Genomic DNA, 22,600 nt, shown 5'->3' on the forward strand with positions numbered 1-22,600 from the left:
CCAACACCTATCCTGCGACAAACGCCAGCACGACCACGCGCGGGGCAACGCAATATGCGAGGCTGACCTTGCGGCCCATCCTCGTCGTCGCGCGGCCTGCGTCGAGGTCCACGGCGATATCCTCGTAGCCCAGCACTTCGCGATCGAGCGGATAGGCCGCCTTGTAGACCGCCTCCTTGGCGCAAAACAGAATGCGGCCGGCAAGCCGTCGGTCGGCCGAGCCCATCCGATCCGCCGCTGTCGAGACGATCGCGAAAATGTCGTCGGGCAGAGGTAGCGCCGGCTCGACGTCGATGCCGAGCGAGACGATGCGGCCAACAGGCGCGACCGCGGCCACCGCCATGTCGTCGTCATGCGCGAGCGAGCCCGTCATCCCCCCGGGCCAGGCGGGCGCGCCGGATGGCGAGCGCAAGAGCGCGAAACCGTCGAAGCCGGCATCGGCCAGCAGCCGGTGCGCGATCCAGCGCGCCGCGCCGCTGGCCCGCCGCATGGCCGGCTGGCGGGCGGGGATGGAGCGTGCCTCCGGCGGCAGCAGATGGACCTCGTCACGCCTGCGGATGATCCGGCAACCGGTGCGGATCCCGGCAGGGGCCATGGCGGCCATGGCGCGGGCGAGGGCGATTTCCTCGGACGGATTGGCTGACGGTGTCATCGACCGCCGGCCGGGAGCACGAGATCGGCGATCATTTCTCCGTCCTCGTCGAGCCCTTCCTCCACGAAACCGGCGCTCCGGTAGAGCCGCCGTGCCGCCTCGTTCCCGGGTTCGTAGCAGATCGACACGTGCCTGATGTGGCCGAGCCTTCCGATTTCCTCCAGCACCGCCCGCAGCGCGGCCTTGCCATAGCCCCGGCCCTGCCATGCGCGGTCGATCATGAAGCGGTAGATGCGCGCCTCGTCATCGTCCCGCGGCGCCTCGTACATCAGGAACCCGACGAGCTGGTCGCCAACCATCACGGCGCGTGGCCGCGCGTCCCGGTCGGATCCGGCTTCGCGCAGCGAGTCCGCATTGCTGGCGACGAAATCCATCTGCTCCGGAGCCAGTCGCAGGGCCGTGACCAGGGTTCGGTTGGCCTTGGTCACGGGAGCGATACGGATGTCCAAATTGCCGGGCGCGCCGTCCGTCAAGGCGCCGACGCCCTGGAGCCCTCGCTGACGGGCTCCACGAACCGATGCAGCTTGGCCGGGTTGCCACGCCAGATGGAATTGGGCTCCAGCTCCTCGCCCTTCATGACGAAGGCGTCGGCATCGACCATCGAACCTTCGCCCATCACGACGCCGTAGTGGACGAAAGCGGAAGGCCCGAGCGTGCAGCCCTTGCCGATGCGGATGAAGTCGGACTTGAACGCGCCTTCCTCCAGCGAATGGGCCTGGATCACGCAACCCTCGTTGAGCGTGACATCGTCGCCGATCTCGACCAGCGAACGCTCGGTCAGGTTGGCGCCGCCGTCATAGACTCTGCTGCCCACCTTGACGCCCAGCATGCGCAGGATCATCGGCCGGAACGGCGTGCCGCTGAACAGGCGCACGATGGGCGAATCCGCGAGCTTCCAATGCCGTTCGTGGCGCCAGAAGGTGACGTCGTAGATCGTCGTTATCCGAGGCTTCAGCTTGCGAAAGCCAAGGCTTGCCCGCTCGACGAAGATGTAGAACGGAATGGTTATCGCCGAGGTCAGAAGCACCGCCACGAAGAGGGCGACTTCCGCCCATTCGGTGTAGTAGTTCAGCGCCCGGTCCCAGATCGCCAGCGTGGCGAACAGCATGACCCATTGCGTCGCCATGAACAGGACGATCGTCACCAGATTGTGGAGGTTCTTGAGCGGAATGCGCCTGCGCCGGTCTTCCTCGTCGATGCCGGCGATGAGTTCCTTGTCGCGGTTCACCATGCGCGGGATTTCAAAGGGCGGCGAGCCCAGAAGGCCGACATTCTCGCGCAACGGCCCGTCGATCGGCACCATCACCTTGGTGCCGAGCAGGACGTTGTCGCCCGTGCGTCCATCCGGCGGATAGTAGATGTTGTTGCCGAGATAGTTGCGCTCGCCGATCCGTGTCGGCTCGAGCCGGAACGCGGAGGCGGACTTGTGCATGTTGATCATGAAAAGCCCGTCCGACACCATGGTCTGGGTGCCGATCTCGCACAGAAGCGGGTTTTCGTGCTGCTGGTTGGAGCCGAAATTGGAGCCGGTCTGCACCACCTTGTTGAGGTTCCAGCCGATGGCGCTCATGTAATGGACGATGGCCGAGCTGTCGCCGAACACCAGCCCGAGCACGCGGGAGTTGCTGGTGAACTCGGCAACCGTCTGCAGCCAGTAGCGGAAGCCGTAGAGCGTGTAGGTGCGGCCGGGTTTCAGGATCAGGCTGAACAGGCGCGGCACCAGCGTGGCGGCGAGGAAGGCCACGGCGATGTAGCCGAAAAGCGTGACCGTGGTGCCGATCGCCACAATGCCGATCGTCTCCTGATAATCGTCGCCGACATTCTCCCAATAGCTGTGGAACAAAAGCGGCAGCGGGGTGACAATGGCGAACAGGCCTACCAGCTGCACAGCCTCGTAGAGGAAGCGCCGGAAGCGGGGAGGGTTGACATTGCGCACCTTGCAATAGTCGGCCGTGGTCGGCACCGCCGGCGATCCATGCCAGTGTTCGCCGTCGGGAATGCTTTGCCCGCGCTGCAGCGAGGACGAATGGCCGAGCTGGCCATCGTCGCCGATCGCGGTGTCGATGTCGAGCGTGCAGCCGACGCCGACGAAGGCATCGCGGCCGATGGTCAGCGGCCCGGTGTGGATATAGCCGGCCTGGGCGCGATAGCCGAGGATCAGCGATTCCTTGCGCAGGATCGTTCGGTCGCCGATCGAAATCAGGTCCGTGCACACGGGCACGGCGCGGGATTCGATGACCACGTTCTTGCCGATCCTGGTCCCCAGAAGTTGCAGGTAGAGGCTGTAGAGCGGGCTGCCGCGGAACAGCACGACGGGCGCCGAGCGGATCAAGGTCTTGACCACCCAGAAGCGATAGTAGCGCAGCCCCCAGATCGGGAACGCTTCCGCCTTCCAGCGACCCACCAGCACCCATTTGGCCAGGATGGCAAAGCCCGACATGCCGAAAAACACGCCGGCCGACAGCACCACGCACCTGAAATAGAGCCGCAGCGGATCGTCGAGCGTGTCATAGACCCAGTTGAGGCCGCCATTGAGCGCCCACAACGCCACGTAGCTGTAGGTCGCGTAAAACAGCAACTGCGCCGCGCCGCAGGTCCAGTAGGCGAGGTCGGATGCCCGACGGGTGAGAACGGGCTCGGTGGTGGCCACCGTCATCTCTTCGGCCACGCTCAGGTGCTTGGCCAGGCGCGCCACGGTCGGATAGAGATAGATGTCGCGCATGGACGTCGTCGCCCATTCCTTGCGTGTGCGCACGCGGGCACAGAAATGCGCCATCAGCAGCGAGTTGGCGCCAAGGTCGTCGAAGAAATTGTCCTCGACGGACACGTCGTCGAATTTCAGCACGGCGCATAGCGCGTCGGCCAGGAAACGCTCATCGTCATTGCCGGGCGCCACCATGGCGCGGTCGGCCGAAAGCCGGACGCTGGTCGGTTTGGGAAGCTGGTGAAGGTCGACCTTGTTGGAGACCGTCATCGGGATCGCCGGCAGTTCCTCCAGGTAGGAGGGCACCATGTAGTCCGGCAGCCGCCGCTTCATCGTCTGCGCGATGTCGGCGCGCGAAAGCGCCGGCTGGCCGGCCTTGGGCGCGTAGTAGGCAACGAGTTCGACACGGCCGGGTTCGATCTCCCAGGTGGTGACGGCGGCCTGCGCGATCCCGGGCTGGTCCAGCAGCACGGCCTCGATCTCGCCGAGTTCGATGCGATAGCCGCGGATCTTCACCTGGGTATCGATGCGCCCGGCATATTCGATCTCGCCGACGTCGTTGATCCGGCCAAGGTCGCCGGTGCGGTAGATGCGCCTGGACGGGTTGTTCGGCAGGCCGAGGAAGTCGGCAATGAACTTCTGCTCGGTCAGGTCCGGCCTGTTGAGATAGCCGACCGCCAGCCCGATGCCGGCAATGCCGATCTCGCCCAGTTCACCGGGCTCGGCAAGTTCCGGCACGGAGGGGTCGAGAATGACGATCGAATAGGTGGGCAGCGGCGCGCCGATCGTCACCGGCCGGTCCGGCGTCAGCGCGCCCATGGTTGCCGTGACCGTCGCCTCGGTGGGGCCATAGGTGTTGAGGATCTGCCGGCCGGGCTTCGACCAGCGCACCACCAGATTGTGGGGGCAGGCCTCGCCGCCCACCAGCAGCGTGCGCAGGCTGGGCACGTCCGATGTCATCGACGACAGAAGCGTCGGGCTGCAGGCCATGCAGGTGATGTCGTGATGGCGCAGGAAATCGACGAGCTCTTCGCCCACCAGAGGCATCTGGCCCGGTGCCGGCACGACGGTCGCGCCGGCGACGAACGGCACCCAGATCTCCTCGGAGGAAAAGTCGAAGGCGATGGTCATGCCCTGGTAGACGCGGTCGCCCGGCCGGTAGCCGTAAGATGCCGCGGCGACGCGGATGAAGTTGACGAAGCTCTGGTGGCGGATGGCCACGCCCTTGGGGCGGCCGGTGGTGCCGGAGGTGTAGAGGATGTAGCAGATGTCGTCGGCTGGAGAGGGCGCCTTGTGCGGCTTCAGCGGCGCGCTGGATTGTTTGGAGATTTCGGCGGAAGCGCTGTCGATCAGAAGGTGCGGAACGGGCAGTTGACCGGCCCGCGATGCGTAGGCGGCAATGGTGACGATCAGGCTGACGCTGGCGTCTTCGACGATGAGCGCCATGCGCTCTTCGGGAAACGCGGTGGCCAGCGGCACGAAGGCGGCCCCCGCCTTCACCACCGCCAGCAAGGCCACATAGGTTTCGGCGGACCGGTCGAGGATGAGGCCGACCCGGTGACCCGGCTGCACGCCGCGCTTGATCAGCAGACGGGCGAACTGGTTGGCGCGGCTATCCAGCTCACTATAGGTCCAGGCACGGCCCTCGGAGATCACCGCCGGCAGCGTGGCGAATGTTTCGGCGAGTTGCTCGAAGACCTTGTCGAGCCGCTCGTCGGGCTGGCCTGCCCAGGCAAAATCGGCTCCCACCAGGACCTGGCTGCGTGCTTCGGAGCCGATTCCTGCAGCCAAATCGACGCTGCCGGAGCGAGCCTCGGGCTCTGCGCCCGATCTTGCCGTTTCCCTGTCCAGTTCGGCGATATCGATACCGTGGTCCATTTCCAAACTTTCTCGTCCTGGCGAAGCCGTCACAGGCGCATCTCGATCATGCCGCCGCTCGAGCAGGCATTGTCGGCTGCGCCGCCGCTGCAATTTGATCGTTGTTGATGGAGGTGGAATGACCGAAGCTTCCAGGACGGAAGATTCCGTTATCCCGGCCGGCGATCACCGACCGGCTGGCACCCCATTTCGGCCGGGCGGTTATCACAGAATCGGCCGCTCCGTCCTCACAATTCGGCAGCGTGGGCGCGCGGCACAGGCGTGCGCATCGCCCGGGGGCCGCCGGCGGCGAGCGACATGCCGGGCAGGGCACCCATCCATCCGTCCGAACCTCGTTGCATTGCCCCGTACCTATGCCGTGCGCCTGTGCGGCGGCCGGATTTCCGGCCGTTGAGGGATGCTTATGCCATCCGATCTTTTCGCCAGTTTTTCTGAAGTGTTGAATCTTGTTTCTGAATTGTGTCTGGCCGCCCTTCCGCATGGCCGCCGCCGCCGCTTCGCGCCCTTGCAGAAAAATCTCACGCCGCCCGGGAATAAAGCATGGCCTTCGCGGGTCTTGTTATCAGCGGGGCCGACCGGCCCGCGACGCGAAGAAACGAAAAGGATTATCGAAATGACCAAGCTCGCTCTCAGCGTGGCCGCGATGCTGCTCGCCTCGAGTTCCGCCTTTGCCGGCAGCGACCATTTCGGCGCCAACACCGCCGACCAGACGCGCGCCACCGTCGACACCAATGCCACCGCCTCGATCCCCTACACGGCGCGTCCTGACGGCGTCGACACAAAGGTGAGGACCGGGCCGAGCCGGCCGGCGACCAAACCCGACGCGGACGAACCCGGCCAGGGCATCTGGGGCAACTGAGTTCATGGAGCGGCACCGGCTCCCGACAGTGCCGCTCCGCTCCGCGATCGGTGACGAAGGGCCAGGGGCTTGGCCCTTCGTCATTCCCTTTGGCTTTCGCGACTTAGCCACCACTCAACACTGGAGATCACCATGTTCAGCATGACACGCCGCACAGTGCTTCAATCCGCCGCCGCCGCTGCCGCTTTCGGCCTTGCCGGCAAGCTGGAATTCACCCGGCCCGCTTTCGCCGAAACGGCGGTGGAACCCGCCGTCGGCTTCTACAAATACACGGTCGGCGACATCGAGGTCACCGCCGTCTATGACGGTATCTGGAGGAAGCCGCACGACCCGGCCTTCATCAAGGACGTCTCTGTCGACGAAACCAAGGCGGCGCTCGCCAAGGCCGGGCTGACCACGGACTTCATGCCCATTCCGCTCACCGTCGTCGTGCTCAAGATGGGCGGCAGGCTGATCATGTTGGACGCGGGCTCGGGCGTCGGCCAGTGGCAGACCAATGCCACGCATCTGCCGGCCAACATGGCCGCCGCCGGCATCGACTACAAGGCGATCGACACCATCATGATCTCGCATTTCCACCCCGACCATGTCTGGGGGCTGATGGAGAAGGGCACCAACGCGCCGGTGTTCCCCAATGCCGAGCTGATCGTCAATGCCACCGAATACAATTGGTGGACCGACCCCGGCAGGCTGGCCAAGCTGCCCGAGGGCCGCAAGCCGGCCGGCAAGCGCATCGCCGAGAACTTCCCGAAATGGAAGAACTGGAAGCTGGTCGAGGACGGCGCCGAGGTCGTGCCGGGCATCCAGATCATCGCCGCACCGGGCCACACGCCCGGCCACTCGGTATACCTCGCCAACTCCGGCAAGCAGCAACTGATGATCTCGGCCGACACCATGTATGTGCCGGCGCTTCTGGCGCCGCATCCGGAATGGCAGGGCAGCTACGACCAGGACGGACCGACGGCGATCGCCACGCGCCACAAGATCATCGATCGGGTGATCGCGGACGACATTCATATTTCCGGTTCGCACTTCCCGTTCCCGGGCACCGGCGTCTTCGTGAAAGACGGCAATGCCTATGGCTTCACGCCGGTTCAAGTTTGAACGCGGCACCCGGACAAAGCGAGAAACACAATGAAACAATTTTTCTTGGGCAGAAACGCCCTGTTCGGCCTGCTCGGCGCCATTGCCGTGCTGGCCGTCGTTCCCGTCGCAACCGTCATGCCGGCCTATGCGGTCGATGACATCGAGGGCGCCGACGCGCCCGACCTCACCGCCGTCCAGGCCAAGATCGACGCCAAGGACTACAAGGGCGCGCTGGCCGATTTGCGGGACCTCGCGCAGGACAATCAGCAGGCCGACGTCTACAATTTGCTCGGCTTCACGCTGCGCAAGACCGGCGACTTCACCACCGCGCTGACCTATTACAACAAGGCGCTGGAGCTGAAGCCCGACCACAAGGCGGCCCGCGAGTATCTGGGCGAGCTCTATGTCGAGACCGGCGACATGGCCAAGGCCAATGAGCAACTGGCCTCGCTACGGAAACTGTGCCCGGCAGGCTGCGACGAGCTTTCCGACCTGCAGAAGGCCATCGACACCAAGGTGACGCAGTAAGTTCCCCCTCACCCGGATTGCCGAGACCGAATTGCAAGGAACAATTCGGGTCAATCCGACCTCTCCCCGGGGGAGAGGAGGGCGCTGGCTCTGACACAAGTCTCTTCTCCCCAGCTGGGGAGAAGGTGGTCGCGAAGCGGCCGGATGAGGGGGCTTGGCGCTGACCTGGAACCTGGTGAATCCCGGTTCGGGCGCCCGTGGCTGGCGCCCATTGCCGGAGCCGGCGCCTCTCCCTCGAGCCGGCTCCGGCCCTTTCAAGCATCATAGGCGGCAGCCGTCCCCGCGCAGCGCCTGCACGGTTTCAAAAACATCGGAGCCCAACCATGACCCTGAACGAACGCGCCGCGAAGCCGCACCGCCTCGCCACCAGACTTTGCCTGAGGGATGCGACCCTGCTCGCCGGACGCCTGCTTTTGTCCCTCATCTTCCTGCACGAGGGCGTGACACTGGCCACCCATTTCGAAGGCGCCGCCAAGGCGATGGCGGCCCTTGGCGTCGGCCTGCCGCTGTTCGTTGCCGTCGTGGCGCTGCAACTGGGGGCAGGGTTCTCCGTCGCAACGGGCTTGCTGACGCGGCCTGGCGCCGTTGGTCTCGGCCTGTTCTGCCTGGCGACGGCCATGCTGTTTCACACCAACTTCGCCAGCCAGAACGAACTGCTGCATTTCGAAAAGGATCTGGCGATTGCCGGCGGCATGTTCATACTGGCCATGACCGGTGCCGGCAGGGTCTCGCTGGACTGGTTGTTGGCCTGTCACCTGCTGCGGCGGCGGCGCGACAAGGACATGGTGGCAGCGCTGCTTGCAGTCGAGAACCAGTTTTCCGTGCAGGTTAGGCCGCCGGTCTGAGGCGAGCCGCGCCCCCGCCCGGTCCACGCGCGTTTACGGCACGCACTTTGCTGGAACCAGCTTCGATGCTCCGCATTCTTTAAGCAGGGACTGAAGGAGCGTGACGTGAAAGCGATATTGGCACTGGTCTGCGGCTTTGTTTTGACTCTCGCGGTCTTCGGTAGCGGCCTCGGCTTTGCCTTCTGGGTGCTTGCCGCCAAGTCCCCGCATGAGGCAAGGCCGACGGTCAGCGTGGCGGAATTGTGGACCAGGAACGCGCGGCCGGTGGATAAGGCGGCGCAAAATCTCCAGCGCTTGCCGGCCGACCAGCCCGCCCCGTCCGATGTCGCCGTCAAGGAACCGGCACCGGACACGACCGCGACCGGTTCGATCGCACCGGCCGCTGCAGCCGATGCGCTGCCGGCGTCCCATGTCCGGTGGTGTGCCGACCACTACCGTTCATGCCATCCCGACGACAACAGCTATATGTCCTATAGCGGGCAGCTACGTCCCTGCGTCTCGCCCTATCTCGACGCCGGCGCCGACCAGGGTACGCAGCCCGCGGCGGCCGTCAGCTATGTCGCCGCGGGAGACGCCGCGTCGGCCGCCACGACGGCGCTTTCCGCCGACCATATCGATTCCTGCTTCAGCCGCTACCGCTCCTACCGGCCCGATGACAACAGCTACCAGCCATATTCCGGCGGACCCAGGCGTCAGTGCGAATAGCCACGCCGGCGGCGGGGCGGGCGGCTGCAAGGCGGCGCCTTATGATCTCCAATGATCACGCAAATTTTTTGGATCGTTCGCACCGGCGCGGCGTTCATGCCTCACACGAGTGGAGGAATGGAAATGAACGACGACCGAGACGACAAAATCAGGGACCGTGACGACAAGATCAAGGACCGTGCCTACGAGATCTGGCAACGCGAAGGCGCTGTCCATGGCGACCACGAGCGGCACTGGCACCAGGCCGAGATGGAGATCGACAGGGAAGCCGCCCTGCCGCTGACTGCCGACGATGCGCTGCCGCAAACCGGCGAGATCGCCAGCTCCGACGTGCTGACGGTCGAGGACCTGGCCATCCGCACCGGCATATCGGGCGACGAGGCGCAGGAGCTGCTCGACAGGCTCGGTACCGACCGCGCCGCGATCGAGCAGGCCGCGCGCGGGCTCAAGGCGAGGAATCGCGGCTAGGTCACGAAATTATCGAGGGAAAAGCCGTTCCGCGCCTTCCCTGGAATCGCCCTGACCAGCGCCCGAAAAGCAATGCCCCGGGCAGCCAATGCGGTCGTCTGGTGCTGTGCGGTCGGCAACATCCATAGCGGCATCAGCGACGGAAAATCGGGCGGAGCCAAATCAGTCGGAACCCTTGGCCGCCTCGAAGGTTCACCCTGTCCCAACCAAGGAGATGTACTCATGGACCATGCCAATCACGTAAGGCTGAGCAACGCCGAACTCACCGCTGACGTTCTGGACGGCGCCACCATCTACGGCCCCGACGACGAGAAGATCGGCTCGGTCGACCACCTGCACGGCAGCCAGGTGGTCATCGATGTCGGCGGCTTCCTCGGCATCGGCGCCAAGCCGGTCGCCGTCGCCGCCAGCGAACTCGATTTCATGCGCGACGAGGACGGCGACGTCCATGCCGTGACCAACTGGACCAAGGACCAGCTGAAAGCCATGCCCGAACACCGCGACTGACAGGGAGGGGGGCTCGGCGACTGCCGGGCCCTTCGTCTTTTCCAAGGGAGAGACCGATGATCAGGAAGCTGAAAGACGGAAAATACCGGCTTTATTCGCGCAAGAAGGACGAGAAGACGGGCAAGCGGCGGAATTTGGGGACGTTCGACACAAGGGAAGCGGCGGAGAAGCACGAGCGGGAGGTGCAGTATTTCAAGCGGCATTGAGGGGGGCAATGACCGTCAACGAGTGTGCGCCATTCATCCGATAGCGAGACGCGAATGGAGAGCCGATTCGTTAACATCAGGCGCTTACACGAGGCTCGTAATCTAGATTTGCAAGCGCGAGAGCGGGCGATGCTGCGTCCCACTGCAGACGGCGAGTTACTATCGAGAGATCCGGCGCGCTTACAACAAAACGCTCATCATAACGAGCGTACAACGTATCAAAGAAGCCGTTGAGCATCAAAGGGCTGCCCTCTGTCGGAAAACTATCCAGCAAATCGTTCTTTCGAGGGGCATGCATTTCAACGAGGCCAAAGCCTATTGCTTCATAACGGCTCACGTCATTGCGGATCCCACGACGGCCAACCAATTCGCGCAAGGCATTGTGGAAGCGGACTATGGCGGCAACTGGTTCGCCCCCTTCCGTTAGAGCAATGTCGTTCGCGGTTAACGTTTTCGCGGCCTCTGCGGTATCCTGCATATTGGCTGCGACCGAGGCAGCGTCACCCAGCGCCGTCTCTATGTTTCGATTAGCGCGGAGAAGGACAAGATAGCCAAGCACAAGAGCCGGATATGTAATGTGCAAATTAGTGCATTCATCAATCGTTTCTTCCATTCTATTAGTTAGGTTTCTAAACGCGCCAGTCACTCCTTTACATGAGACAGCCAGTACGGGTCCAATACCGTCTCGTGTCACAACGACATCCACATTTTTGGTCTTTAGTCCGCCGAGAACGGTTCGCTCACCGCCGCGAGACAACGTCGGTTCATAGTGGAGTTTTGGAGGGCGGCCAGCACCGCGCTCTACCTTGAATGGTGGTCTGGGTACAATATCGTCGGGGTCAAAGCCACCTTCAACCACCAGCCGACAGGCAACATACCAATGTAGAGGTTTAATATGGCTGGCGCTTTGAGTTTTTCCCGTGAACTCGGCGAACGCCGCGAGAGCCTCAGACTGACTGGTCCACTGACAGGTCTTCGCCTCTAGATTAATGGGCATAGTGTCTCCAGCCTTGGAGCGTTTTAACAGCGTCCTCTAGTGCTTCATCAATAGTGCCGACAAGCAAATGTTCTGCTGGAAACAATATCCGGGTGGCTTCTCTAGGCTCTAATTTCAACATGCCACCCCCAAGTGCATGACCTTCCAGTTCGCAGCTGAGGCGCACAAATGAGCTGAGCCACAGTGGGAGCAGTTTCTTAGCTAAAATTTTGTCTCTTATGCGAACGGAATGCACGCTATTAGTGCATGTAATCCCTGCAAGATTTTGGGCTAGATTCACCGAGCGACCTGACATGTAACTCAGAACGAAATCGGGCACTTGGACGTCTGGCACCGCATACCAAGGGGTGCGATTGCTGCACTTATAGCCAAGCCGAGCTTCGCGCCCGATGCTGCTGTCTAGATATTGCCGAATACTAAGCGGCAGTTCCTGCTCCCGCTTAAGGCGAAGTAGCAATATCTTGTCGTCACTTTTGGTCCATGCTGCAACGGTTGCATGTGTTATCTGTTTGCTGGGCATCGCGCGACCGTTGCGCAGGCTTGGGTGCAAGAATTCCGCCGGAATCTTAAGGCGCTTGGCTTCCGAAGGGCGCAGGTGAAAGAAATCATTGTCGCCGCTTACATATCCAATCCCAATACTCGCGAAATCCCCAAACCGCCTGCTACTTGGGTCACGAATGGCGGTTGTATAAATCTCCCGTACTTTCTCGGGCAGAAGATAGGGTCGCAAACGGCGAGACCAGGTAGTCCGCCACTCTTTCAAATCAATAAAGCAGTTGGGCTTTGGCCGCTGCCCGGCAGGTTTGAATTCATCGCAAACGGTAAGCTCAATATGTGAGGCCGAGCTGCCGCGTCCATCCGTATAGATGAGCCAGCAGTCCTCGGAGAGGGAGGAAAAAAGCTTCTTCCGGATGGCTATGATGTGAACTCGGGAGAAGGATCGTACGAGATATTCAAGCAGAGGCGCAGCATACGGTGCATGGCCTATTTCCGCTGGCACCACAAAGGCCATTCGCCCTCCCGGCTTCAGTAGTCCGGCGGTTGCCACGAGAAATGGAGCCCAGGAAGACGCAAGGCCGGTGAACTGCACCCCCTCGCGCGCGCACAATGCCAAAGCGCGATGCCGAACCTCACCCTTGAAGGTTTGATAGCGAATAAAGGGTGGATTACCTGCAGCACACTCGAAGCGTTCAGTGGTCGCTGCAGCCCAGGTAAAAAAATCGCCTTCGTGAACCAACGCCCAGGGAGCGACTGAAATTGCTGCCTGCGCTGAAATCGGGTTCTGTTCTATGCCGACCGTGTTGCGATGTGCCGAAAGAAACCGACCGTCTCCGCACGACGGATCGAGCAGGCGGTCCGAAGGATCTCGGATGGTCCAAGCAACAAGAGCCTGCGCAACATCGCCCGGTGTAAAATAGGCACCGGACCGTTTTTCGACAATATCGGCGAATCATGAGTCATCATGGCTTGACCTTGTAGGACTGGGTGGGTTCTTGCAATGAAAGAACATAGTGGGAACATGCGACCTCAGCAATAGCCAAATTCAATCAAAGGTTGACACGCTTGAGTCAATGCAACCCCCACCCCCATTAACCATTCGTTAACCATTCGCGCCCTAGCGTTTACCTCTCAGTAAGGATTCGCCAGCCGTGACTTTTGCCGCCCCCCTGGAGACCAAATCCATTCGCTTCCGCGCCCGTTCTTTCGTCGCCTTCACGCTGGCGCCGGAGGCGCCGATCGCGGCTTGGCTGGAGGGGCTGGATCACTGGATCGGCAATTCGCCGGGGTATTTTGCCGGGCGGCCCGTGGTGCTCGATTTGAACACGCTGAAGCCTGAGGTCGCCGACATCGCGCTGCTGGTCGCTTCGCTCGGCGCGCGCGGCATAAGGGTCTATGCGATCGAGCTCGAAGGGGCTGCGCTCGGGCTTGACCTGCCGCCGCTTTTGACCGGCGCCAAGGAGGCGACCACGGACGGCCTGCTTCCCGGCCGCAAGGGCAAGGCGGAGGCGGCGGAAGAAGCAGGCAAGCTGGAGACGGTGTTTTCGGAACGCGGCAAGGATGCTGGCAGGCCCGGCGAGGGCAAGGTCGACGAAATCAAGGCCGAGGCCGGCAAGAGCGAGGCCGCCAAGGCGGCGGACGCCGGCGTTGTGGAAACGGCGCAGGCCGGCACGCTGATGATCAAGTCGCCGATCCGCTCGGGCCAGTCGGTCTTCCACCCGCATGGCGATGTCATCGTGCTCGGCTCGGTCGCTTCCGGCTCGGAAATCATCGCGGCGGGCTCGATCCATGTCTATGGCACGCTGCGCGGCCGCGCCATCGCCGGCTCGCAAGGCAACAGGTCGGCGCGCATCTTCTGCCGCAGGAACGAGGCGGAGCTGATCTCGGTCGATGGCTGGTACACCACCGCCGAGGAGATGGAAGGCGTCTCGCGCGGCAAGGCGGTGCAGGCTTTCCTCGAAGGCGACATGCTCGCCGTCGTGCCGCTGAACTAGGGCGGCGCGATGCTGACGCCCGGTTTCACGGTTCCGGCCCGGACTGGCGCGGAGACAAGATCGCCGCGCGCAAGCTTCGGACCGGTTTGGGATGGCATGATGGCAGGCTCTGACAACAACCGTGCGGCGCACGGCAACGACAACAGGCAACGGAGGCTTTTTCCATGGGCAAGGTAGTGGTCGTCACATCGGGCAAGGGGGGCGTCGGCAAGACCACCTCGACGGCCGCGCTCGGGGCCGCGGTCGCCAAGACCGGCAAGAAGGTGGCGCTGGTCGATTTCGACGTCGGCCTGCGCAATCTCGACCTGATCATGGGCGCCGAGCGGCGCGTGGTGTTCGACCTCGTCAACGTCATCCAGGGTCAAGCCAAGCTGTCGCAGGCGCTGATCCGCGACAAGCGCGTCGACACGCTGTTCCTGCTGCCGGCCTCGCAGACGCGCGACAAGGACGCGCTGACGGAGGACGGCGTCGGCGAGGTGATCGACAAGCTGCGCTCGGTCTTCGACTATGTGTTCTGCGACAGCCCGGCCGGCATCGAGCGCGGCGCGCAACTGGCCATGCGCTTCGCCGACGAGGCGGTCATCGTCACCAATCCGGAAGTGTCGTCGGTGCGCGATTCCGACCGCATCATCGGCCTGCTCGACGCCCGCACGATGCGCGCCGAACAGGGCGAGCAGATCGCCAAGCACGTGCTGGTCACCCGTTATGACGCGGCGCGGGCCGCGCGCGGCGAGATGCTCTCGATCGACGACGTGCTGGAAATCCTCTCGGTGCCGCTGCTCGGCATCATCCCGGAAAGCCAGGATGTGCTGCGCGCCTCCAACCTCGGCTCGCCGGTCACGCTGTCGGAACCGCTCAACAACGCCGCACGCGCCTATCTCGAAGCGGCACGGCGGCTGGAAGGCGAAGATCTGCCGGTGGTGGTTCCCTTCGAGCGCAAGGGTTTCCTCGACCGTCTGCTCGGAAGGAGGGCCGCATGAGCATCCTCGACCTCTTCAAGCGGCGCACCAGTGCGCCGGTGGCGCGCGAGCGGCTGCAGGTGCTGCTGGCCTATGAGCGCCGCAGCCGTGGCCAGCCCGATCTCGTGTCCATCCTGCGCGAGGAGATCATGGCTGTGATCGCCAAGCATGTGCAGATCGACCAAGACTACATCCAGGTCTCGATGGATCGCGGCGAGACCATGTCGACGCTGGAAATCGACATCCAGATCCCCAACAAGAGCGCCGTGCCGCTGGCCATGGCGGGCTAAAAACCGCCGCGCTTTTTCCTCGCCCCACTCCAGAGCGGTTCAGCGTTTGATAGAATCGCTGAACCGCTCTAAATCTTTGTTTTCACGCAATTCCGGACGGAAAACCGCTACGCACTTTTCCTGAATTGCTCCAGGAGGGGGCGAGGAAGCCGGATTTGCCGAGGCCCGGACCGCCGGCATTTGTCCAGATCAGTTCAGCGAAAATTTCGACCTGAAGCTCTCGGCGGTGTTGCGGTTGGGATAATCCTGATCCGGTATCGCAACGCCGAGATGGCCGCACAGCGACTCCCAGCCGTCGCCAAGAGCGTGGACCAGCAGCCGCTCCGGTGGCACCCTGGCGTAAACCTCACGGACATTGGCCTCGTAGCAGGCAATGGCATGCGCCCGGTCACCGGGCCGGCCGCCGAACACCTGCTTGGCGATCAGGGCAAGGCCCAGCGACTCCTGATCCACGCTTCGCTCAAGCCCCGCCGCGATCGTTTTTTCAAAACTCTCCCACCAGTTTTCGGCCGAGCGGTAGGTCAGGATCACCCTGGCGTCCGGATAGAAGTCGATCAATTCGCGCCAGTAGTATGCCGAGGGCCAGTCCAGACAGGAGACATAGCCGCAGAGCAACTGGTTCCAGTCCGGCGCAGCACCTTGGGCCAGCGCACGCCACATCCGTTTCTGCTCCTCGTTGCCGATCGCTTCATGCATGTGATGACAAGGGCCGAAGCCGAGAATGGCCAGCGCCTCCCGCATCGAATCCGTGCCCGTTCGGCCGAAGCCGGTTCCGATTACCTTGATCGACATCTCCACACCCTCCCGTTCGATCCGCAAGCCGATTGCCGGCAGCATATCAGACCGCAGATGACGATCGCCATCGCCTTCGGCAGGGGCGAACAGCGCCGACGCTCAAACCGCCGCGAACGCCACGGTCTGCGCCGGAGGCTCGGCACCGGCTGCTCGCCGTGTCCAAATCACCAATGTCGAAAATTTACATTTCTCAACGGGGCCTTCCCTTGCGGAATAAGCGGATGTATGGATACATATTAGGAGTTTGTTAAATATCTGGTTTGGTTGCGTAAGAGGGAGTTCCGTATGAACTTCAAGAACCTGATCAAGCGTGCTGAAGACGTGGATAACGCGCTCCAGGAGTTGCAGGACGATCTGGCGGACGCCCTGGATGCCAGCCTCGACAGCGAATTCGAAGCACCGCCAAAGGGCGACGATGTCCCCGATGCCGCGTCAGGCGCCGACGCCTCGCCACCCAAAGCCGAAGCCGCGCATGCGGATGCCGCGGACAATCCGGACGGGGCGGGCAACGCCGAAACTGCTGGAACCGCGCAACGATTGATGCCCCATGCCCAGACCCGGCTGGCGGCGTTGAATGCTTTCGAAGGGATGTTCCACGACGCCAGGGATTACCTGGATGAGATCAATGGCAAACTGTCGGAGATCTCGACCTCGCACCATCTGACGCGGGAATTCCTCAACATCCTCCACACCGACATTCTTCGCGCCAACGAACTGGAGCTCGCAAACGCCGGGCTGATCGCCGAGCAGAGAATGCTGTCGGAAAAGTTGCACGACACCGCGGCAAAGCTGCGCGAGCGCGAGGGCGCGTGCGAATTGCTGCAGCAGCGCGAGACGAGCCTCGTCCAGGACCGGGAGACACTTCGCGCAACGCTTGCGGCGGTAAGGCTCGAACTCGCGGAGGCGGCCAACGCCAACGCCAAACGCGATGCCGAATTCGGCGACATCGCCAACCGGCTGACGGCCAGGACGGTCGAGGCAAACAGGCGCTTGCGCGAGAGCAAGATGCTGCGGGAAAAACATGTCAGCCTGTCGGCCGAACTCGACAAGGTGCTGAAGCGCGAGACCCAGGCGCGCCACAGGCTGGACGAGCTTTCGACAATCCATGCCAGCGAAGCGGCGCGGCTTGCCGAACTGCTGGCGGCGCTCGGCAAGAGCGAGAAGGAGGAGATCCGGCTGCAGAAGGCGCTCGAGGCCACACAGGCGAAGCTGGCCGAAAAGATCGAGTCGGCGAGCATGATGGAAGGCGACTGGGAAGCCGAACGGGCTCGCGCCCAGACGGAAATGGGCGGATTGCGTTCCGAGAAACAAGATCTGGAATCGCGGCTGGAGCGGGCTTCGAACGAAAACAGCGCAGCCGCCGCCGAGATTGCCAGGCTCAAGACCGACCTTGACGACGCGGTGACTGAAAAGAAAATCGCCGATGAAAGATTGGCCGCGCTCACGGATGAGAACGAAGCCGACAAGCTGAGCCTTTCGAAAGCGAACGCCAATCTTTCGCAGCTCACGCTGCAACAGGCGTCGGAGGACATCCAACGGGATGTCCAGCGGCAGGAATGCGAGGATCTGCGGGCTGAAATCGCGTCGCTCAACGCCCGGATCAAGGAATTGCTTCCCTACGAGCGGCTCCACAAGGCCACCAGCGGCCGGTCGCGCGAGGGCGAGGTGGTCGAGATCGCCGCCGTGGTGGCCGAGAAAGCCCGTGCAACGAGCCGGCGGCCCATCCGCAGGAACCTGCGCGCCACGTCATAGCTCGCTCGGCACACGCAGTCGCTGGCCCCGTTGCCTGGCGGCGTCCCGGCTTGGGCTGCCTTAACGATCCCGCCGGCCGCCGCCCTGGCGCAATCACACAGCCGCGAATACCACCGTCTGCGCCAGCCCGCCGCCCCGGCGGTTCTCCAGCGTCACCGTGCCGCCGTAGCGCTCGATGATCTCCTTGGCGATGGCAAGACCGAGGCCGGCGCCGGGAATGGATTGCAGGCGGCCGGGGTCGACGCGGAAGAAGGGCTCGAAGGCCTTGTTGATGAGGTCGGGCGGAATGCCCGGGCCGATATCCGATATGGAGAGCACGGCGCGCCCGTCGGCGAGGTCGAGCGCGATCGTGCAGGCCTTGCCGTGAGTGGCGGCGTTGACGATCAGGTTGCGCAGCGCCCGGCGCAGGCCGAGCGCGCCGGCGCGCACCGAAACCCCGTCGAGATGGCCGATCGAGACGGAATGGCCGAGCGTGGCCATCTCGGCTGATATGTCGCGGACCATCTTTTCCAGGTCCAGCGGCTCGACGGCATCCTGGTTGACCTCCTCGCGCACCAGGCGGATGGCGCTGTCGGCGATGCGGTCGAGTTCGTCGAGATCGTGCAGCCACTTGTCGCGCTCCTCGTCGAGGAATTCGGCGCGCAGCCGCATGCGCGTCATCGGCGTGCGCAGGTCATGGCCGGCGGCGGCCACCAGCCGCATGCGGCTCTCCATGGCGGTTTTCAGCCTGGATGAGAGCTGGTTCAGCGCATGGGCCGTCGCCTTGACCTCGGCCGAGCCTACCTCCGGCACGGGCGCCAGCACGCCGTCCGAACCGATCTTGGACACGGTGGCCTCCAGCATCTCGAGCGGCCGGATCAGCACAGAGGTGAAATAGACCGAGACGGCGGTGGCGCCGGCCACGATCAGCGAGATCCAGCCGGCGAGCACCAGCCATTCGCGCCTCGGCGGATCGATATGCGCAACTTCCAGGATCGCCCAACGGCTGTCGGGCAGGCGCATCGATGCGAACTGGGTGGGATCGTCGGCCTTCTCGCTGACGATGGCCTCGAAGTCGAAACCCCGGCGGCGCAGCAGATCATTGAGCATGGCCGTTTCGGCGCGGTCCACCTTGCCGGCGGCCGGCCGGTCGCTGAATTGCACCCGCAGCACATCGGGTATGGGTCCGGGCAGCAGCCGCACCACGAGCTCCATCTGCTGGGCAACCCAGGGCACGACGAGTTCCGGCGGCGGCCCACCGCCGCGCACGCTGAGCACGGCCACCGTCGCCAGGCCGACGACGCCGACGATCGAGGCGACCAGCAACAGGATCAGGCGCCGGCGCAGCGAGTTCACGCCTGCGCCTCCACGGTCTCGACGCGCGCGGTGAGCTGGTAGCCGCCATTGCGCACGGTCTTGAACAGCGGCCCGTCGCCGGTGTCGGTGAATTTGCGGCGCAGCCGGCTCATCAGCACGTCGACCGAGCGTTCGAGCGGATCGCGCTCGCGCCCTTGCGTGAGATCAAGCAGCTGGTCGCGCGACAGCAGCCGGCCGGGACGGTCGAGGAACACCTGCAGCAGGTCGAATTCAGCGCCGGTGAGATCGACGGCCACGCCTTGCGCGTCCGTCACCTTGCGGGTGTCCGGCTCCAGCCTGTAGCTGGCGAAACGATAGGCGCGGGGTGGGGAGGCCGGCGCTGCCTCTTCCGGCGTCGAGCGCCTGAGCACGGCGCGGATGCGGGCGGTAAGCTCGCGCGGGTTGAACGGTTTGCCCAGATAGTCGTCGGCCCCGAGTTCGAGCCCGATGATGCGGTCGACATCCTCCTTCAGCGCCGTCAACAGGATCACCGGGACGTGCGGCTTGCGGTCGCGCAGGGCGCGGCAGATATCGAGACCGGAACCGTCCGGCAGCATGACGTCGAGCACGACAAGGTCGAACTGGCCGGCGGCCAGCTTCTGCTCGCATTCGCGCCGATCGGCCGCCACCGAGACGCGAAAGCCCTGGCCGTCGAGATAGCGCCCGAGCAGGGTCCGGATTTCGCGGTCGTCGTCGACGACGAGGATATGGGGTTGTGGCTGCATCATCGTGCCCTTGCCCGCGATTATCGGGGCATGTCCTGATTATAGGGAGAGCGCCCTGAAGCGGCATGGAAAATTGCAACGCAATGTTTCTGGCCGGCTGATGGAAACATTCGGAAACAAATTGCCCTTTTGGGGAAACCTTCGGCAACACGCCGACGCGAAGCAGACAAACACGCTTCCTATCCTCCTGACGTCCAAGGCATGGATGAAAGGATATCGTCATGCGAAGCAGACTTCTTGCGCTCGGCCTGTTTTCCGCCGCCGCCATTCACCCCGCGCTGGCGGCGCAGCCCGAACCGGGCGCAGCGCCCGGCGAGCCACCCGTCACGGCAATGCAGGATGGACCAGACCATGGCCCGCAGGGTTTGGGCCCGCAGGGTTTCGGCCCGCATGGGCCGATGCGGCATGGTCCGCAGGGTTGGGGGCCGCAGCGCTTCGGACCCGAAGGCCTTGGCCCCCACCACATGGGGCCGCCGCCGGAATTCATGCTGGCCGCCCGGCTGGCCGCGCTCGAAACCCGCGTCGGCATCCGCGGCGAACAGCTCGACGCCTGGCGCGATTATACCAGCGCACTGCAGGCGGTGCTTTCGCCGCCGCGACCCGATCGCGGTCCTGGCGGCACCGGGGGGCCAGACAGCGGGCCGCGGGTAAAGGGTCCCGATGCGGGTCCTGTCGGCAAGCCCGATCCCTTCGCCTTCCAGGAAAGGCTGGCTGACGACGTCACGGCGCGGGCGGCCTCGGCGGCGAAGCTGAAGGACGCAATCGCCGAGCTGCGGGCCAAGCTCACGCCGGAACAACTCGAAATCCTCGCTTCGGCGGAACGCCCCAACGGACCACCCCCCGGTCGCTGGGACGGTTCGCCGGATGATGCAGCCAGTCCGGCAGGCCCGCCCAACGATGGCCTGATGACGTCGCCACCCCAGCCCGGGAATGGCTGACAACGCCGACCGGCTGCGCCGGCCGGCCCCGGTAGCCAACCCGTTCCCGGGCCGGCCGGTTTCCTTCCGGGATGGCGGATCGCGCCATCCCGAACCCTCGAGAATGAAGGCACGACGATGTGGGAAGCCCTGATGCTGCTGCGGCTGATCGCATCGGCCAGCCCTAAATTTCCGCTCGGCCATGCCAGACGGGCATGCCATGCGGCGCTGCCGGCCGACACGCTGAAGGGCGCGATCCGGCTGGACTTCGCCGCCTGGCGCCTGTCTCTCCCGCTTTCGCAACGGCCCGGCGAAAATCATGACCGCAAGATCGCGTAAGGCCGGCAAGGCGCTTGGCATGTCGGTCCCGATCGGCATAATGACGCGGAGGGCATCGCGGCCAGCCATTCGATCCTCGGGTGCGCTCCAGCCGAGAACAAGGGGCGCTACATGAGCCGCTTCGAAGCACTGCTCGATGCCGCCCGCGGATGGGCGCGGCCCTTCGTCACGACATCGACCGTTCCCAGCCTTGCCTCCGGCCGCCGGCGTTCGGCCTCGCTCCTCACGGCGCGATCCGATGCCCAGGCGGTCACCGCACCTCCAGCGAAAGATCGTTCAGCCCATGTCCATCCAGTCTAGCCAGTCCTCCCTGCCGGCTCGCCGGCTCGCGCCCTGGATGGCTGCGCTCGCAGCGGCCCTTCTGCTGGCGGCCTGCTCGCAGGAGGGCGGCAAGACGCCCGCGGGCATGGGCGGTGTCGGCAAGCCGGAAGTCGGCGTCGTCACGCTGCATCCGCAGTCGGTAGCGATAACAGCCGAACTTCCGGGGCGCACGGCGGCGTCGCTGATCGCCGAGGTGCGCCCGCAGGTGAACGGCATCATCCAGCAGCGCCTGTTCAAGGAAGGAGCCGAGGTGGTGGCGGGGCAGCCGCTCTATCTCATCGATCCGGCGAGCTACAAGGCAGCCTATGACAGCGCGGTCGCCGCCCAGCAGAAGGCGGAAGCGGCGGTGCCCACTGCGCAGGCCAAGTTCGACCGCTACGCTGGACTGTTGAAGCAGAACGTTGTTTCCAAACAGGATTATGACGACGCCGCCGCAACGCTGGCACAAGCGCAGGCGGATGTGGCCTCCGCCAAGGCCAGCGCCGAAACCGCGCGCATCAGCCTCGACCGCACCTCGATCACCGCACCGATCGCCGGCCGCATCGACAAGTCCACGCTGACGCCGGGCGCGCTGGTGACCGCCAACCAGGAGACGGTGCTGACCACGATCCGTTCGCTCGACCCGATCAATGTCGACGTCACGCAGTCGAGCACCAACCTGCTCAATCTGCGCCAGGCGATCTCACAAGGGCGGCTGAAGTTCAGCGGCCCCAATGTCAGCGTCAAGCTGAAGCTCGAGAACGGCACCATCTACGCGCAGACCGGCAAACTGGAATTCGCCGGCGCCAATGTCGACCAGACCACCGGCACATTCGCCCTGAGGGCCGAGTTCCCCAATCCCGACCGCCTGCTTCTGCCCGGCATGTATGTGCGGGCGCTGGTGGAGGAGGGGGTCGCCCAGAACAGCTTCCTGGTGCCGCAACGCGGCGTCACCCGCAACACCAAGGGCGAAGCGACGGCCATGGTCATCAATGCGCAAGGCAAGGTCGAGACGCGCGTGCTAGCCGTGCGCAACAGCGTCGGCAACAATTGGCTGGTCGATAACGGTGTCGGCGATGGCGACCGCGTCATCGTCGAGGGGCTGCAGCTCGTGCGCCCCGGCGGCGACGCGACCGGCGTCGAAGTGACGATCGACGGGGCCACCGGGGAGATCAAGGACCGGGGCCAGACATCGGCCCTGCCAACCCCATCCAAGACGGCCAGCACCGGCCAGCAGCCCGCCGCGACCGGGAACTGAACG

24 protein-coding genes are annotated in these 22,600 nt (G+C 64.1%); 16 read left to right on the plus strand and 8 right to left on the minus strand.

The genetic code is table 11. The annotated features are described in order from the left end of the window. Positions 1–7: 7 nt before the first annotated feature. The 3 genes from LB556_RS18365 to LB556_RS18375 are packed head-to-tail and all read right to left on the minus strand — an operon-like array spanning position 8 to position 5,234. Complete coding sequence (locus LB556_RS18365; protein WP_224569156.1) at positions 8–652, minus strand: 4'-phosphopantetheinyl transferase; 645 nt, start codon at positions 650–652, stop codon at positions 8–10. Then, positions 649–1,125, minus strand: a complete 477-nt coding sequence (locus LB556_RS18370; protein WP_224569157.1) for a GNAT family N-acetyltransferase — start codon at positions 1,123–1,125, stop codon at positions 649–651. Before LB556_RS18370 ends, LB556_RS18365 begins: the two co-directional genes overlap by 4 nt. Continuing rightward, positions 1,122–5,234: a Pls/PosA family non-ribosomal peptide synthetase gene (locus LB556_RS18375; protein WP_224569158.1), complete on the minus strand. Its 4,113-nt coding sequence runs from the start codon at positions 5,232–5,234 to the stop codon at positions 1,122–1,124. The genes LB556_RS18370 and LB556_RS18375 overlap by 4 nt, the downstream gene beginning before the upstream one ends. A gap of 613 nt (positions 5,235–5,847) precedes the next feature. On the opposite strand from LB556_RS18375, the gene LB556_RS18380 reads away from it, so the two are divergent. The 8 genes from LB556_RS18380 (at position 5,848) to LB556_RS18415 (ending at position 10,438) form a co-directional block, all read left to right on the plus strand. Further along, positions 5,848–6,093, plus strand: coding sequence for a DUF680 domain-containing protein (locus LB556_RS18380; protein WP_224569159.1), 246 nt, complete (start codon positions 5,848–5,850; stop codon positions 6,091–6,093). Positions 6,094–6,225: 132 nt separating this feature from the next. Beyond that, positions 6,226–7,197 carry an MBL fold metallo-hydrolase gene (locus LB556_RS18385; RefSeq protein ID WP_224569160.1) on the plus strand — a complete coding sequence of 324 codons (972 nt, stop codon included), beginning with the start codon at positions 6,226–6,228 and terminating at the stop codon, positions 7,195–7,197. 30 nt (positions 7,198–7,227) lie between these two features. After that, the gene (locus LB556_RS18390; protein WP_224569161.1) at positions 7,228–7,707 is read left to right on the plus strand and encodes a tetratricopeptide repeat protein; all 480 of its coding nucleotides are present in this window, start codon (positions 7,228–7,230) and stop codon (positions 7,705–7,707) included. Positions 7,708–8,030: 323 nt separating this feature from the next. Continuing rightward, positions 8,031–8,552: a DoxX family protein gene (locus LB556_RS18395; protein WP_224569162.1), complete on the plus strand. Its 522-nt coding sequence runs from the start codon at positions 8,031–8,033 to the stop codon at positions 8,550–8,552. 105 nt (positions 8,553–8,657) lie between these two features. Then, a complete protein-coding gene (locus tag LB556_RS18400; protein ID WP_224569163.1) occupies positions 8,658–9,257 on the plus strand; it encodes a BA14K family protein in 600 nt (199 codons plus the stop codon). Positions 9,258–9,380: 123 nt separating this feature from the next. Then, complete coding sequence (locus tag LB556_RS18405) at positions 9,381–9,725, plus strand: DUF2934 domain-containing protein (protein WP_224569164.1); 345 nt, start codon at positions 9,381–9,383, stop codon at positions 9,723–9,725. A 222-nt stretch (positions 9,726–9,947) separates the two neighbouring features. Continuing rightward, on the plus strand, positions 9,948–10,232 hold the full coding sequence (locus LB556_RS18410) for a PRC-barrel domain containing protein (RefSeq protein ID WP_224569165.1): 285 nt from the start codon (positions 9,948–9,950) through the stop codon (positions 10,230–10,232). Positions 10,233–10,288: 56 nt separating this feature from the next. Continuing rightward, a complete protein-coding gene (locus LB556_RS18415; protein WP_023677295.1) occupies positions 10,289–10,438 on the plus strand; it encodes a hypothetical protein in 150 nt (49 codons plus the stop codon). A 76-nt stretch (positions 10,439–10,514) separates the two neighbouring features. Here the strand turns inward: LB556_RS18415 and LB556_RS18420 are convergent, their stop codons facing one another. Then, a complete protein-coding gene (locus LB556_RS18420; RefSeq protein WP_224569166.1) occupies positions 10,515–11,435 on the minus strand; it encodes a hypothetical protein in 921 nt (306 codons plus the stop codon). Then, the gene (locus LB556_RS18425; RefSeq protein ID WP_224569167.1) at positions 11,425–12,447 is read right to left on the minus strand and encodes a hypothetical protein; all 1,023 of its coding nucleotides are present in this window, start codon (positions 12,445–12,447) and stop codon (positions 11,425–11,427) included. Before LB556_RS18425 ends, LB556_RS18420 begins: the two co-directional genes overlap by 11 nt. A 637-nt stretch (positions 12,448–13,084) precedes the next feature. Between LB556_RS18425 and minC the strand changes: the two genes are divergently transcribed. The 3 genes from minC (at position 13,085) to minE (ending at position 15,176) form a co-directional block, all read left to right on the plus strand. Beyond that, entirely contained in the window at positions 13,085–13,927 is an 843-nt protein-coding gene (gene minC / locus LB556_RS18430; RefSeq protein ID WP_224569168.1) for a septum site-determining protein MinC, read from the plus strand. A 164-nt stretch (positions 13,928–14,091) separates the two neighbouring features. Then, entirely contained in the window at positions 14,092–14,907 is an 816-nt protein-coding gene (gene minD / locus LB556_RS18435) for a septum site-determining protein MinD (RefSeq protein ID WP_023774841.1), read from the plus strand. Continuing rightward, a complete protein-coding gene (gene minE / locus LB556_RS18440; RefSeq protein WP_224569169.1) occupies positions 14,904–15,176 on the plus strand; it encodes a cell division topological specificity factor MinE in 273 nt (90 codons plus the stop codon). The genes minD and minE overlap by 4 nt, the downstream gene beginning before the upstream one ends. A gap of 189 nt (positions 15,177–15,365) precedes the next feature. On the opposite strand, the gene LB556_RS18445 is transcribed toward minE, so the two are convergent. After that, positions 15,366–15,968, minus strand: a complete 603-nt coding sequence (locus LB556_RS18445; protein ID WP_224569170.1) for a sulfotransferase family protein — start codon at positions 15,966–15,968, stop codon at positions 15,366–15,368. A gap of 288 nt (positions 15,969–16,256) precedes the next feature. Here LB556_RS18445 and LB556_RS18450 point away from each other — a divergent pair, with 288 nt between their 5' ends. Further along, positions 16,257–17,723, plus strand: coding sequence for a hypothetical protein (locus LB556_RS18450; RefSeq protein ID WP_224569171.1), 1,467 nt, complete (start codon positions 16,257–16,259; stop codon positions 17,721–17,723). A 93-nt stretch (positions 17,724–17,816) separates the two neighbouring features. Here LB556_RS18450 and LB556_RS18455 read toward each other — a convergent pair whose 3' ends face one another. Together LB556_RS18455 and LB556_RS18460 are read right to left on the minus strand one after the other, a co-directional pair. Continuing rightward, the gene (locus tag LB556_RS18455) at positions 17,817–19,058 is read right to left on the minus strand and encodes an ATP-binding protein (protein ID WP_224569172.1); all 1,242 of its coding nucleotides are present in this window, start codon (positions 19,056–19,058) and stop codon (positions 17,817–17,819) included. Continuing rightward, positions 19,055–19,783, minus strand: coding sequence for a response regulator (locus LB556_RS18460; protein ID WP_224569408.1), 729 nt, complete (start codon positions 19,781–19,783; stop codon positions 19,055–19,057). Before LB556_RS18460 ends, LB556_RS18455 begins: the two co-directional genes overlap by 4 nt. A gap of 221 nt (positions 19,784–20,004) precedes the next feature. Here LB556_RS18460 and LB556_RS18465 point away from each other — a divergent pair, with 221 nt between their 5' ends. From LB556_RS18465 to LB556_RS18480, 4 genes are all read left to right on the plus strand, one after another. Next, positions 20,005–20,721 (plus strand): hypothetical protein, encoded by a 717-nt coding sequence (locus LB556_RS18465; RefSeq protein WP_224569173.1) that lies wholly within the window; start codon positions 20,005–20,007, stop codon positions 20,719–20,721. 117 nt (positions 20,722–20,838) lie between these two features. Then, positions 20,839–21,039, plus strand: coding sequence for a hypothetical protein (locus LB556_RS18470; protein ID WP_224569174.1), 201 nt, complete (start codon positions 20,839–20,841; stop codon positions 21,037–21,039). Positions 21,040–21,150: 111 nt separating this feature from the next. Then, entirely contained in the window at positions 21,151–21,339 is a 189-nt protein-coding gene (locus LB556_RS18475; protein WP_224569175.1) for a hypothetical protein, read from the plus strand. Continuing rightward, positions 21,323–22,597, plus strand: coding sequence for an efflux RND transporter periplasmic adaptor subunit (locus tag LB556_RS18480; RefSeq protein ID WP_224569176.1), 1,275 nt, complete (start codon positions 21,323–21,325; stop codon positions 22,595–22,597). The genes LB556_RS18475 and LB556_RS18480 overlap by 17 nt, the downstream gene beginning before the upstream one ends. Positions 22,598–22,600: the final 3 nt, after the last annotated feature.

Source organism: Mesorhizobium sp. ES1-4, assembly GCF_020164745.1.
Classification (GTDB): domain Bacteria; phylum Pseudomonadota; class Alphaproteobacteria; order Rhizobiales; family Rhizobiaceae; genus Mesorhizobium.

Bases quoted from the DNA above. Each gene is read 5' to 3' on its own strand.
- LB556_RS18365 (WP_224569156.1), bottom strand. From the start codon at position 652: ATGACACCGTCAGCCAATCCGTCCGAGGAAATCGCCCTCGCCCGCGCC.
- LB556_RS18375 (WP_224569158.1), bottom strand. From the start codon at position 5,234: ATGGACCACGGTATCGATATCGCCGAACTGGACAGGGAAACGGCAAGA.
- LB556_RS18380 (WP_224569159.1), top strand. From the start codon at position 5,848: ATGACCAAGCTCGCTCTCAGCGTGGCCGCGATGCTGCTCGCCTCGAGT.
- LB556_RS18385 (WP_224569160.1), top strand. From the start codon at position 6,226: ATGTTCAGCATGACACGCCGCACAGTGCTTCAATCCGCCGCCGCCGCT.
- LB556_RS18390 (WP_224569161.1), top strand. From the start codon at position 7,228: ATGAAACAATTTTTCTTGGGCAGAAACGCCCTGTTCGGCCTGCTCGGC.
- LB556_RS18395 (WP_224569162.1), top strand. From the start codon at position 8,031: ATGACCCTGAACGAACGCGCCGCGAAGCCGCACCGCCTCGCCACCAGA.
- LB556_RS18405 (WP_224569164.1), top strand. From the start codon at position 9,381: ATGAACGACGACCGAGACGACAAAATCAGGGACCGTGACGACAAGATC.
- LB556_RS18410 (WP_224569165.1), top strand. From the start codon at position 9,948: ATGGACCATGCCAATCACGTAAGGCTGAGCAACGCCGAACTCACCGCT.
- LB556_RS18415 (WP_023677295.1), top strand. From the start codon at position 10,289: ATGATCAGGAAGCTGAAAGACGGAAAATACCGGCTTTATTCGCGCAAG.
- LB556_RS18420 (WP_224569166.1), bottom strand. From the start codon at position 11,435: ATGCCCATTAATCTAGAGGCGAAGACCTGTCAGTGGACCAGTCAGTCT.
- LB556_RS18425 (WP_224569167.1), bottom strand. From the start codon at position 12,447: ATGGCCTTTGTGGTGCCAGCGGAAATAGGCCATGCACCGTATGCTGCG.
- minD (WP_023774841.1), top strand. From the start codon at position 14,092: ATGGGCAAGGTAGTGGTCGTCACATCGGGCAAGGGGGGCGTCGGCAAG.
- minE (WP_224569169.1), top strand. From the start codon at position 14,904: ATGAGCATCCTCGACCTCTTCAAGCGGCGCACCAGTGCGCCGGTGGCG.
- LB556_RS18445 (WP_224569170.1), bottom strand. From the start codon at position 15,968: ATGTCGATCAAGGTAATCGGAACCGGCTTCGGCCGAACGGGCACGGAT.
- LB556_RS18450 (WP_224569171.1), top strand. From the start codon at position 16,257: ATGAACTTCAAGAACCTGATCAAGCGTGCTGAAGACGTGGATAACGCG.
- LB556_RS18460 (WP_224569408.1), bottom strand. From the start codon at position 19,783: ATGCAGCCACAACCCCATATCCTCGTCGTCGACGACGACCGCGAAATC.
- LB556_RS18465 (WP_224569173.1), top strand. From the start codon at position 20,005: ATGCGAAGCAGACTTCTTGCGCTCGGCCTGTTTTCCGCCGCCGCCATT.
- LB556_RS18470 (WP_224569174.1), top strand. From the start codon at position 20,839: ATGTGGGAAGCCCTGATGCTGCTGCGGCTGATCGCATCGGCCAGCCCT.
- LB556_RS18475 (WP_224569175.1), top strand. From the start codon at position 21,151: ATGAGCCGCTTCGAAGCACTGCTCGATGCCGCCCGCGGATGGGCGCGG.
- LB556_RS18480 (WP_224569176.1), top strand. From the start codon at position 21,323: ATGTCCATCCAGTCTAGCCAGTCCTCCCTGCCGGCTCGCCGGCTCGCG.